This is a genomic window from Paenibacillus sp. NN59, assembly GCF_057597225.1.
Window position 1 is genome coordinate 5839706 of record NZ_CP199678.1, and the last position, 13392, is coordinate 5853097.

At 46.4% G+C, this 13392-nt stretch carries 7 protein-coding genes; all 7 read right to left on the reverse strand.

Annotated features, from left to right (window positions below; translation table 11 throughout):
• Positions 1–2: 2 nt before the first annotated feature.
• Entirely contained in the window at positions 3–1163 is a 1161-nt protein-coding gene (locus ACT89M_RS25535) for a sensor histidine kinase (RefSeq protein ID WP_090922925.1), read from the reverse strand.
• Between the two features lie 47 nt (positions 1164–1210).
• Positions 1211–3934, reverse strand: coding sequence for a stalk domain-containing protein (locus ACT89M_RS25540; protein ID WP_487344883.1), 2724 nt, complete (start codon positions 3932–3934; stop codon positions 1211–1213).
• A 265-nt stretch (positions 3935–4199) separates the two neighbouring features.
• Positions 4200–7913 (reverse strand): SwmB domain-containing protein, encoded by a 3714-nt coding sequence (locus tag ACT89M_RS25545; protein ID WP_487344884.1) that lies wholly within the window; start codon positions 7911–7913, stop codon positions 4200–4202.
• Between the two features lie 255 nt (positions 7914–8168).
• Positions 8169–9371 (reverse strand): methionine adenosyltransferase, encoded by a 1203-nt coding sequence (gene metK / locus ACT89M_RS25550; protein ID WP_090922918.1) that lies wholly within the window; start codon positions 9369–9371, stop codon positions 8169–8171.
• 253 nt (positions 9372–9624) lie between these two features.
• Positions 9625–9900 (reverse strand): alpha/beta-type small acid-soluble spore protein, encoded by a 276-nt coding sequence (locus tag ACT89M_RS25555; RefSeq protein ID WP_090922916.1) that lies wholly within the window; start codon positions 9898–9900, stop codon positions 9625–9627.
• A 147-nt stretch (positions 9901–10047) separates the two neighbouring features.
• Positions 10048–10611, reverse strand: coding sequence for a hypothetical protein (locus ACT89M_RS25560; protein WP_308722732.1), 564 nt, complete (start codon positions 10609–10611; stop codon positions 10048–10050).
• A 180-nt stretch (positions 10612–10791) separates the two neighbouring features.
• Positions 10792–13389: a hypothetical protein gene (locus ACT89M_RS25565; RefSeq protein ID WP_308722731.1), complete on the reverse strand. Its 2598-nt coding sequence runs from the start codon at positions 13387–13389 to the stop codon at positions 10792–10794.
• Between the last annotated feature and the right edge of the window lie 3 nt (positions 13390–13392).

The following is a 13392-nucleotide window of genomic DNA, read 5'->3' on the forward strand; positions in this document are numbered from 1 at the left end:
TGCTACTCCTTTCCCTTATCCACGTTTGTCGGGATATGAATGACTATTTTGGTTCCCTGGTTCTCTGCGGATTCAATCTCTATTCTTCCTTCTAACAGTTCAACCCGTTCTCTCATCCCGATCAGACCGAAGTGGTTGTGATCCTTGCTTTTCTTGGCAAGAAGCTCCGGTTTGAACCCAAGCCCATTGTCCTGAACGACAATTTTGACGAGCTGAGCCTGGTATGTAATTTCTACGACAACATATGTGGGATAAGCATGCTTGGCAGCATTAGACAGACCTTCCTGCACGAGACGATAGATTGCAGCCTCCATTGCAGATGAGAGACGATGTTCCTTGCCTCTTGTTTCAAAAAGCGACCGAATTTTTGTTTTTACTTCAAAATCCTGCACATACTTTCGAAGCGTTGGAATCAATCCCAGATCATCCAGTGCCATAGGACGCAGATTGAATATAACTTTTCTCATTTCTTCAAGACTTGAACGAACCTGGCCTTTCAAATCTACTATTTCGGCCTGAACCATCTTAAAATCCTGCTTCATGAGCATTCTTTCTACAATTTCCGTCCTAAGCACTAGATTAGCAAGCATCTGCGCAGGCCCGTCATGAATCTCGCGGGCAATACGTTTCCGCTCTTCCTCCTGGGCCAAAATTATTTTCAAACCAATCATTTGTCGATTCTTGGCAGACTCGATAATCCGGGTCACCTGACCCAGCTCTCCTGACAAGTATTCTAGCACAACGCCCATCTGCGAACCAATCGTCTCGGCACGCTCTACAGAAGCCTCCACATTTTTGGCACGCTTCTGCAGATCATCCCGACGGGCCTTTAGATACATTTCCTTCTCACGATAAATCATCAGATCCAGCTGTAGCTGTGTCGCTTTTTCATACGCCTGCTTGATATCATGCTCCGAATAGCGGACAAAGTCGCGGCTCACCTCTGTAAGCCGGATCCGGGAACGGCGGTAATTCAGCTCCAATTGATCTACTTTCTCGATCGTTTCCGCCGTTTCCTTCAGCACCGACTTCAACTCTTCATTGAGCGTCTTCAGCTCATCACGAGTGGAGTCCATGATTTCAAACATTTGATATTTGCTGTTTTCCATGACTTGTATGGCGTTTTTTATGACGCGGTCTATGGCATCGGCTTGTAAATCCACGTTTGTTCGACTCCATTTCTATCGTTTCCGGTATATATCATACCATATCACGATGAGATGGTAACGGTCTTCGTGTTCTGTTCCCATTTTACAGTCAACCCAAGTTGCTCGGAAACGAGTCTGATAGGGACTAAAGTCCTACCCCCACTTACGTAAGGTGCAACCGTTGCGCTCTGTCTTTTGCCATTGAGAACAAATTCTTTCTGACCTACCACCAGATCGATCAGTTTGCTGCCGCGGATTACTGTAATCCGCTGATTTTTACTGTCCCAGTTCGCCTGTCCGCCAAAGGCATCCAGTACATGTTTGATCGGTACATACGTAGTTCCATTCTTAAGAACCGGTGTTGCATCAATGGTCTTTTTTGTCCCGTTTACTGTCATAGACTTCTGTCCAAGTACCAGTGAAGCTGTACCTGTAGGCAATCCAACTTCGCTGGATTTGGAAGGCATGGTGAACGCAATGTTGTCGAACGCAATCGTTCCCGTCATTGCACGCTCATCCTGTCCATCTTCTACATTCACGACATACACACGTTTCAGTTTCGCCGGATAAGCGATGTTCAGTCCATTCAGGTCAACATTAACCTTCTTCCATCCATTCCAGTCGATGACTTTAGCCAGATCGGCATATACCGTTTTGCCTTTAGCATCCGTAAATTCTGCACGTAGCCAGTTCAGACTCTTGTCACCCATCACATCCATCGACATGGACGTTGCGGCTGCTGATACGTCTCTGCCTGTTGAACCGTTCAGCTGAGCATAAGCATACATTTTACCGGTTCCGCCCGTCATATCGTAACTGAGTTGCAGTACCTTTGAGCCTGCCTTCTCACCGGTTCCTACCACGACTGCGGCCGAGCCTGTCACCCCTGCTACATTTGTTGTGAAGTTAATCGGATAGTTCGCGTTTTCGAAATTTTCCCAGATCGTTTCGCTCGCTGCTGCAGAGAGTACAACAACCGTGCTGTAACCATCATATCGGCCGATTGCATAACCAACCTGTGCTCCATCATTCACAGACGATACCGTCAACTGGTCACCTGCCACTTTTCCTTTAAATCCAATGAATTCCCATGTCAGGGAATCGGCTGGTACCGTCACGCTTTGTCCGCTCTTTGTTGTAGCTGTCACTGGAATCGAGAGTGTAGTTCCCGCTTGGAGTGAGCCAAGACCAGATCCGGCAGTTAAGGAAGCCAGCTCGTTACCACCCAGCACCGTTACTTTGATAGAGGAAGACGCTCCGCTACTTGTTGCCGTCAGCGTTGCTGTACCCGGCTTCACACCTTTAATCGTTCCGTTGCTGACGCTGACAATGCCGTTATTGCTGGATTTCCAGGTCAAAGGAATATTGCCTGTCGAGATCGGGTTGTAGTACGTGTCATAGCCTTTTGCAGAGTACTTTCCTTCCTGACCTGCGAGCAACGTCTGGTTGCCGCTCACCGCAAAACCTTTCAACTTGCCTTCAGGTGCCGTCGAGAATACTCCAAGTGTATTTACAACTTGACGTTGCTCGGTACCGTACTCGGTATTAAATGTGAGACTTGCGGATTGTTCACCCAGTGGACGTGTAACCATTGTCGTTGATCCGCCGCCATCCAGATTCATGCCTTTCCATACCCCGATACTGGTCATAAATGACTGTAATTCGGTCAAGGACATGCCGCTGCTGTTGCCGTTTTTCTCGGCTGCAATAATATACACATACCGCCCATCCTGAGAATATCCTACCGCGGTTCTGGCACGAACACCACCTATGCCGGAAGAAGCAATATTCCGCGAGAAGGAAGCAGCCTGACCTCCGTTTACCAGAATTGTATGACCGCCAATCATCATTTCCAGATTATTCGGGTCAACAGACTGTCCTGTCGTTTTGGCAACCAACTTGTAATCTGCTCCAACTGTTTGTCCAACAGACAGGTGACTCATGACCCATGTTGCCGCTGTACCATGTGCACGGAGGATATACCCGTCCGGCGGTACGGTCATATTTAATGCCTTTTTATCCGAAATTTGCGTGATGACACCATTCTGAACGAGTACCTCCGTCGGCGTTGTGGAAGGATCATTCGGACGTTTGGTCGACGTCCATGCAGGTGTATAAATATACATGGAGTTCACATGGCTGTATGTACCCGCTCCCGTTTCAACCGTATAGTCCTCCTTATTTATCCCACGCAGAGCGAATGTTGAACCATCCTGCGCCTTTACTGTGCCGTCAAATGAATATTCATCAATCATGGGCTTGCCATCTTTGGTTACCGTGAGAGCATACATGCCCTTCAGTTCCGAAGGCGTAGACACCAATACACCGTCAGAAACTTGACCGCCGATCGGTGACATTTCTCCGGATACGTTAAAATAATCTCCGTTCACCGCAGCGACCGCGCCGTTTTCCTTCGCCATACCGCCAGTGCTTTGTTTACTGTTTAATTTATTTCCCTTGCCTGTCATTACATCCAGTTTCACGTATGGATTTTGCAAGTCTACCTGGATCACATCGGCAAGCACATTTACCTTCGAACCTGAACGTGTTGTCGTATATCTGTATTTCATGAGCTTCGCACCCGAAGTCAGAATCTCTTCGCCCAGCTTGTTCGTATTCGTCGATGCTGCCGCGGCTACGGATTGCCACGAAGTCCCTGACCACATCTGTCCTCCTGCACTCATCACAGGCGCAATCCAGATCACACCTGCCAGTGTTACAATTGCCCATTTCTTTGCCTTATTGTACTTAACGCCTTCCAGCTGTTTCCCATGTTTCCCCAGCATGTTCGAAACGTCTCTCCCATCTTGTATATCAATCTTAGATATCACACAGATCCTGCCTAGTGACAGTCTCACAGCGTGATCCCTAGCATACCCTTCTATTAATAGACTGTTTTTTGCAGAAAAAGTTACGTTAATCATGAATATTAAGGGCTTTTCTGGTAAAAAAAGACCCAGGTATAGAGTAAACCTCCATACCTGGGAATCATCCTGCATATTAATATTTAAACCTTCATAATTGAATGGGTTTAAATCCAGCTTTATATGTTTACAGATAACCAATCCGATCCAACATCCGTTTTAACATAACCGCCGCTTGTTCTCTGGTCGCCTTACCCGTAGGCTTGAAGGTCTCATCGAGATGCCCTTGGATGATTCCTGTTTGCACGGCTTTGGCTACCGAATCCTTGGCTTTGATCTTGGCTTTATCCTTAAATACCTTGAGCGTATCCTCTGCCTTTTCCTGAAGTGCCTGAGGCTGCCCTACGAAATCCATTGCTTTGACGAGCATAATCGCCATTTGTTCACGCGTGACCGGGCTGTTTGGCTGGAACTTCCCATTGCCTACCCCTTGAATAATCTTTGCCTTCACTACAGCACCAATATATCCATTGGTCTCAGGTTTTCTGCCAAGGTCCGTAAATGATGTTGCAGATGCATCCGGTTTGAGTCCCAAACCTCTTGCAACAAGTTCAGCAAACTCGGCACGAGTGATATTCGTTTTGGTATTATACTTGTCCAGATTATCTGAAGTGATAATCCATTTGGAAGCGAGTTCCGTTAATGCTTCCCTAGACCAGTCCGATGCTTTAGGGAAGCTGACCAGATGGGTGATCGGTGCAATCACGCGGTTTCCATCCAACAAACCACGTGCTACGATCCCTGTCGACGAGGTTCGATAAGCCGTCGGTATATACGATAACGATTGTGAGTTAGGGTCAATCGCTGTCAAAGTGGTTAACAGTGTAGATGTGTTTCCAGGCACCTTCGTTAAATATTCACTTTTAATATTTTGCTCTACACTCTTCCCCGTGTTTCCATTAAAGAGCGTAACATAGGTTTCTGTTACTTCTCCCAGACTCTGTGCGTTGGATCTGGATAACATGAAGTCCATGGCACCTGCTGAAAGTCTTGGCACAGGCTCCATCTGTACGTACAGGGTCGCTGTCCCTGGAGCCGTTGTGATTCCCGCACTTTGTCCCATTGTTACAAACTTCAGGTCTGCAAGAGGGACCATCCATACATTGTCTTTATATTTGACACCGATCGTACCTGCACGATATTTGCCTGCCAGTTGGGATAGCTTGTGGAATGGAATACCCACATAGGCTGCTTCACTCGTCGTTGGGACTTCGAATATGATCGGTTGATTCAACTTAAAGCTGTTCGAGGCATAATTGAACGCCTGTTCAAGTTTATTTTCGTCCAGTGTGTACTGCTGTATTGTTCGGTTATAACGAGATGCTGCCATCTTAGCTGTTGCTGCATCTGTACTTAGAATTAACATACTTTGAGCAAAACCGGAGTTATTTGCATTACGTTCCGTCAGCCACGCTGGGAGTCCTAACGATGTATTATCTGTTGGCGTCGTAGTCACTGTCTTCTCTTGCAACGTCAATGGTCCGAACGCAGCCACTTCTGTATTCAAAGCATCTCTAAGCTGAACGCCACCTGGGGTGTACGTCACTGTAGCAACCTGTCCCGTCTGAGCAGCTTTGGACAGTTTAACCGTCACAACAGACCCATTAACCGAGGCGGAGCTAACCGGAATGATTTCATTGCCAGACTGTACTTTAAATTGCGTGGGAGTCAGTACAGCTTCTGATTTTAATGTGTTTCGGAAGTTAATCTGGACCGAATCTCCCTGCAGAATACCGGACAGAATTGTACCGTTTCCGAAGGTCTGTGTCACAGGTACAAGATCCAGTAAAGCGGCCTGATTGTTAGCCATATCCGTCAAGCGGGAGGTTCCCGGTACATAAGATAACGTCACCACTTGCGTACTTGTCACTGGAGTTGTCAGCGTTAGTGTCACCAGATCATCATCAATGTCTACATTGTTAACAAAGATCGCTTTGCCGTCTGCCAGTACCGAGTATTGATTATTCATCGGTTTGTTTAACCGGCTTAGCGGCTCATTGTAATACATCCACAGCTTATTAGCATTAACTTCAGCCTTCTGGAATACAGGCGGCTTTGAATCATTACTGTTCCGCACATAGAAACCGCTGAAACCTGCAAGCGGCTGCCCGCGGCTATCTTTTACAGGCTGGTCACCTGGCTGATACGATACTCGTACCACCTCACCATTGCTAATTGAAGAACTAAGGTTCAACGTAACCTGTGAGCTAGTGTTGGTTGAGATGCTGCTTACGCCAATGGTTTTGCCATCGGCAGTAACACTGAACTGTTTATACGCATCACTGGAGTTAATATATACCGTCTCCGGATAGTAGAGAACGATGCTGTTTGTATATGCCACACCTTCACGAGGTTTGGACATGATCGAGTCCAGTCCATTCTCTACATCTCGTGCCGAGAAGGAGACCGCAGAGTTCAGGGACAAGTCCTGAACTCTACGTGAAGTTGTCGTCGGGACGGTATAAGCTACTTTCACAACTTGTCCTACAGCGACACCTGTATCCAGCACAACATACACGCTATCCCCTGAAACATACGCCGTACTTACACTGCGATTATCTCCATTGACCGTCACTGCAAAGCTGGAAGGCAACAGGTCAAACGTAGATAACCATTCATCATACGTCAAACGAATAATCGTATTGCTGTACATTTTTGCTGTTTTGAGCACCGGTGGTGTCGTGTCAACAGACAAGGTTCTGAACGTCCACGAGGTTGTCCCCGTTAGGCCTGTAAACAGATTGCCGGACCGATCCCGGAAGACGTTACCCGGAATATCCACCGTATACGTTGTGTTACTCGTCAGGCTGGATTGCGGAATGATACGCAGCTGACGGTTGTTGGAGCTGTTAATAATCGTTGTTGCGTTCACCGTACCACCGTTTGAACTTCTCAGGATGGCTTGAGCGGAATAATTGGTATCCAATTCTTTGGTGAAGGTTACGTTTAGTTCCGTCGTAAGAGCTATGCCTGTTGCTCCATTTGCTGGAGACAAAGAAGCCACTGTGATAGCCGATGGATCGGAGATCACACTGAATCCCCAGTCGATTCGCTGGATCGCAGCCGTGTCATTGCCAAGCGCATCACGTAAAAAACCTTCGGGTATAGCTATGTATACGGTGCTATTATTTGCCCAGTTTCGAACAGGGTCAATCGTCACAATGGTTTGTGAACTGTTAAAACTAATTTGCGAAGAGTTCGCATCCACCTCTTCAAACAATTCATTCCCTTGATAAATCTGTAGTTTCCCGGTACCTCTAGACATCGCTTGATCAAAGGTCAATGTGAGATTTGCTGAAGGCGATACACCCGTAGATGCCGTTTGCGGTGTTCGATTCAGCAGTTTGGCCGGATTTACAGCAGCTACATGGAATGTCCACTCCTTATTCAGTCCTTCAAAAAAAGTTTGGCCATCCGCATATACAAAAGACCGATTGCCAATAGAGACATAGAAACTTCCACCTGGCAATGCAGGACTAGGCGTAATTGTGACCACCTTTCCCAGATCTGGATCAACAGCCACATTATCAGGTGTAATACTTACAGTCGGGTCACCAACATTGATACTACGCACAACCGAGTTATCCGAAAGTCGGTGGATAATGATTAGCTCTTGCGTATTCGCTACTTTTCTCACCGGGTTGGTAAATTCAATCTTCAGCGGCTGTGTTCCGTCTGCCTGTGTTGCATTTAACAAAGGTAATGTGGCGCTAATTCCCTTCGCAGCCAAGTCATCTGCGGCATAAGCTGTATTTCCACCTGTCCAGCCGCCTAGCAAACCCTGTGTCATTAACATCACGATTAATAGTGTAATCCATCCCTTACGGGCCCAATTCTTCACAAACACCCATCCTTTCCCCTCAATCCTTAGTCCTTATGTCTGATTTACAGACCTCTATATGTATGTCGGCCACAGAAGGAATATCTGTTAGTTATTTGGATATATATTACATTTAATTTATAATTTATCGGGCTTACTTGTCTTTAAGATTACTAGGCTAGAAGAGTCTATTATTTAATAAGATTCTCAGGAACTCATGACAAAAAAAGCCCTGGTTCCTAAACGGAACCAAGAGCTTTATATTTGCCTGACGTATTACAGACCCGCTTGTGTTTTCAAGAGTTCTGCTTTGTCCACTTGTTCCCAAGGTACATCGAGATCTGTACGGCCAAAGTGACCGTAAGCAGCCGTTTGTCTGTAGATCGGACGACGCAGATCCAGCATACGAATGATGCCAGCTGGACGAAGGTCGAAATTGTCTCGCACCAGTTCCACCAGCTTCTCTTCGCTAACTTTGCCTGTTCCGTATGTATCCACGTTAATGGATACCGGATTCGCTACACCAATCGCGTAAGCGAGTTGAATTTCCACTTTGTCGGCCAGACCCGCAGCAACCAGGTTCTTCGCTACATAACGAGCAGCATAAGCTGCAGAACGGTCTACTTTTGTCGGGTCTTTACCCGAGAACGCACCACCGCCATGACGTGCATAACCACCATATGTATCAACAATGATTTTACGTCCAGTCAGTCCTGCATCCCCTTGAGGTCCGCCAATAACGAAACGCCCTGTAGGGTTAATAAAATATTTCGTCTGCTCATCCAGCAACTCTGCTGGGACAACAGGCAGGATGACCTGCTCTTTGATGTCTTTCTGGATTTGTTCCAGTGTTGTCTCTTCCGCATGCTGTGTAGATACAACGATCGTGTCCACACGTACCGGTTTGTCACCGTCGTATTCGATCGTCACTTGTGTCTTACCATCCGGACGAAGGTAATCCAGCGTACCGTTCTTACGCACTTCCGCCAGACGGCGTGCAATACGGTGAGACAATGCGATGGGTAGCGGCATTAGCTCCGGTGTTTCGTTCGTTGCAAAACCAAACATCAAACCTTGGTCACCTGCACCAATGTTCTCTGTTTCACGTGCCATTTGCTCTGGATCACGATGCTCCAGCGCGGCATTAACACCTTGTGCAATATCAGCGGACTGTTCATTGAGTGATGTCAGTACCGCACATGTATTATAATCAAAACCGTACTTGGCACGAGTGTACCCAATTTCTTTTACTGTATTCCGTACGATTGCCGGAATGTCCACATATTCAGACGCAGAGCTGATCTCACCAATAACGAGCACAAGACCTGTTGCTACCGAAACTTCGCACGCTACACGAGCGTTTGGATCGTTCGCAAGAAACGCGTCCAATACGGCGTCCGAGATCTGATCGCAGATTTTATCCGGATGTCCTTCGGTTACAGACTCTGATGTAAATAGATGTCGGCCTTTAATAGACATGAAGTTTCAACCTCCCATAACTATAGTATGGCGATTGCCCGAACAAAACATAACGGCGATTCGTTCACTATACCCTCGAAGAAGCTTACAGTATAATAAGGACACTGATCCGCAATAACGAAGACAAGGATTTTTCAGGTAATTGCCTTAACAAAAAATCAACCTTTCCCTAGTGGAAAAGGTTGCATACCTCAACTTTCATCTTATCGTATTTGTCAAGTGGTGTCAATTCAGGGTCAGTTACGTATGAGTTCTAGAGGTGCTGTTCTGCCTGACGAATCAAACGTTTCGTAATCTCTCCACCGACCGATCCATTCTCCCGGGATGTGAGATGTCCCCAGCCTTTATATTGCCCATATGAATGATCACTTATCGCTCCAAGCTCTCCACCGAACTCGGTATCTGCACCAGCTAAACTGCTACGACCACCATATCCAACATTCAAACCAAACTCGGCAGCAATTTCGTACTTCATCTGATCGAGCATTTGACGACTTTCCGGTACGACCTTCTTATTACTTCTAGCCATTGTTCCTGCACCTCCGTTGTTGGTTGTCTACAAGTATAGAGTGAGCAGGAACTTGCCCGGCTAGCCGTATTAATGATTGTTAGAACTGGTTAATCTGAGCAATAGACCGCAAATAAAAGAGAATAATTCCGTACCAAACTACACAACCTATTTCAACGTATATCCACCGCGTACCATGACCGTGAGGCTGTATTTGTTACCATCCAGAACCGTAATGCCACGTCCGTCCCTTGGAAAAGAAAGCAGGTGATTGGTCGGCGCTGCCTGCCCATTCGTCAGGTCCACCCCGTCCGTCAGATCGGCTACACCATTCGTACCCTCACTGACAATCACGGCTTTACCGCTACGTACAATAAACTCCGCGCCAGATTTACCGAGCAGCTGTTGACCCGGCTTCACGGTTACAATCTCTACAGCATCGGTTGCACCCGATGCCAATGGAGGTAATCCCGGATCAGTGCTCGACCCACCCGTGCTACCCGTTCCGGTCGATCCATTGTTGCCAGTGGATGCGCCTGGACTTGTGCTTGCACCGCCTCCCAGCGCCTTCTGAATCTGCTGATCCACATAACTCTTCGTCACCACGGGGTCATCTGCCGTTCCCGGCTGACTAGTGCCTGCACCAATGGCTGTATCATTATATACGGCCCCGACCCACACGCCAACACCAATCGCCAGTGCAGCTAAAGATACTTTCATATAGGGTTTCATCTGTAATTTGTTCCTCCTCTGGTAATCTATTAACTTTAACTATAGAGAAAAAGGTGAGATGGGACAAGTAAAACCTCGCTCTCCTGTATGGGGAAGCGAGGTTTTATTGTTTATTTTTTTAATTGAAATACAAATCTTAATAGGTAATATAGACCTTTATGATAGATTGGTGTGAGCTATCTATCTTATATCCGTTGGTTCTTCCTTCGGAAGTTTTGTCACATCGTAACCGTAACCTTGCTCAGCCAGACGGATACGTTGCCCTTGGAACTGATCATCCAGACTAAGACGATATGAACCGCCACGGAGCTTCTCGAAAATACTATCCTCAATGCTCCATGTAAGAGTTTGGTTTTTACCGACCTTGATGTCTGTGCCCAAACTCAGCTCTTTCTCATAAGTTCTACCTGATTGATCTGTGAACGTAAGAATCAACTTATGTTCGTTCTCACCCATATCTGTCTCCTCGTTACGGGTAAGTGTGTAGTTCATCTCGATCTGTACAGATGTACTGCCTGCAAGGTAAGCACGGACACTATTTGCAGTCAGGTTATACGGATATAGATCAATGTTACTGAGCGAACCTTGTACACTGATGGAGACTGGCGGAACTTCAAATGCCAGAGCATTGACGTAAGCCGTCGCTTCGCCTTCACCCGTTACAAATTTGCCATCTGCAACCCCTTCACCTACAACCAGCTTCAGGTCAGAGAATGTAATAGATTTCGGCAGTTTGGCCCAGAAGGTTACAATCGACTTTTGCCCAGGTCCGGGCAGACGTTCGGATTGTTTTGCTGTAGCTTTATAGTACTGACCATCTGCTGTTTTATAGTAAGCAACCAACTTACCAAGGCCACTCTGACGCAATGATTTATTGGTCATCTCAAATTCGGTATACACGATATCCGATGATGCCCCAGGATAACGGATTGTTCTCCGTGCACCCATCTCCGTTTCTTTATCTCCTGTACCGGAAGTGTACGTTCTCCCTTTAGCTACAAAGGATACCGGTTGAATGAAGCCAGATGTATTGAGTGTAATCCATTCATTTGTTTCTTCTTCGCTCACCTTTTCGTTCAAGCTGAGTTCCAGACGAGACATCCGCAGATCCGATGGTATTTTTGTTAACAGATAAGCTTCCGTCGTCATACCTACGCCCAACAGTTTGCCGGATTGCGTATAAATCAACTTTTTATCTCCATCGATTTGAGCTGAATCTATCGTAAACATCGCTTCTAGTTCAGGAAGTTGTACCGTTTTGGTTGATGCATTGCGGATTGTTACCTTTGCGGCAATAATATCGCTATCCAACCACGGCAGACGTTGTAACGAACCGATTGATACGCCAAATGTGCCTTTATTGTTTTTGATCACTGTTTCTGTGGTCAGTGCATCTCCACTGGATACGGATTCAGGTAAGGTATATACTCCCACTGGATAAGAGAAAACCAATCCGTTGGTTGGCGTTGTTGTTGTCGAATCTGTACCCTCATTTTTGTCCTTAGGGCTCATCACATACAGCTTCATCTTGCTGGTGTCTCCATCTCCTTGGAATGTTCCACTCAGCTTAATCGTTTTGATATCGCCTGGGTTCAATTTCAAGTTGTCCAACGCTTTTGTTTCAATTGGATTAACCGTTCCATCCTCAGTACGGATCTCGAAGGAATAGGTTGGCACTTTTATGGCCTTTTTACCTTCGTTTTTGAGCACCATCTGCATATTTAACGTATATTCCTCATCTTCAATCCGAACTCTGGATGAGGTTACCAAAGTAGACAGAGGCTGTCCATCAATGGATACAATATTAGGTTGGTTTGCTGCCACACTGACATTGCTTTTACTTGCTTCGGGAAGCTGCATCGCCGCTACAGGAAGAACACTTTTCTCTTCACCCTGCTCTTCAACAAGTAACAACTCAGACTTTTGCAGTTTCACCGATGTAGGAACAGAGGCCATCAAACCAAGAGACTTGTTGGCTTGTGCCTGAATGCTCACCGTTGCACTGTCTTTATCTGGCGTTAATGGGTAATTTGCTCCGCCTGGGGTACGCAAAATCCATTTGATATTTGGGTTCTCCAGCAATTTGTAGCTAATGTTGTTTAAATTTACACCAATTTTCACATACTGTTTCTTATCTTCACCTGGATAGACTTTGATGCCAGAGACTTTCACCTTCACCGCAGAGTCGCTCAGGCGAACCGTCTTTGGTTTACCCACAGGTGTAGTAATGCTATAGGAGGCGGGCACATTAAACTTGCCCAGCGTTCGCTCATAGTTAGCTTGACTGAAATCCCATTTCACGATCAGGAAGTTCAGATCACTGATCTTCACTTCACGTCCCGCTTTCATGACATAAGTCAGTTCTACCGTGGAACCAGGGGATATCGATTTCTTTTCTTGATCCTTCGCGATCAATTTAGGGGAGAACACTGTGCCTCCATTCGTCTTCACCTTGCTCCAGTAATCAATCATCATCAGAGGTTTACTGTCATTATTTTGATACGATAGCGTATACGTCACGACATTACCATCATCCTGAGCCAGAATGTTCACATCCGTTAATCTTACAGTACTGCGTGCAGTCACCCGAATAGGCGAAAGATTCGCCAGTGTATGTACGACCTGTTTTTTCGGGGTAGTCGTTTTCTTGGTTGCTTTACTATTGGTACTGGTAGCCGATGATTTCGCTGTTGTATTTGCAGCCATTGCCATACCTGCCGTTGAACTGATCAACATGGCACTGACGAGCAAGCTCACAACCATTTTCTTTTGATCCACTTC

Excerpts from the sequence above, each read along its gene's own strand:
- ACT89M_RS25540 (WP_487344883.1), bottom strand. The coding sequence starts at position 3,934 with ATGCTGGGGAAACATGGGAAACAGCTGGAAGGCGTTAAGTACAATAAG.
- metK (WP_090922918.1), bottom strand. The coding sequence starts at position 9,371 with ATGTCTATTAAAGGCCGACATCTATTTACATCAGAGTCTGTAACCGAA.
- ACT89M_RS25555 (WP_090922916.1), bottom strand. The coding sequence starts at position 9,900 with ATGGCTAGAAGTAATAAGAAGGTCGTACCGGAAAGTCGTCAAATGCTC.
- ACT89M_RS25560 (WP_308722732.1), bottom strand. The coding sequence starts at position 10,611 with ATGAAACCCTATATGAAAGTATCTTTAGCTGCACTGGCGATTGGTGTT.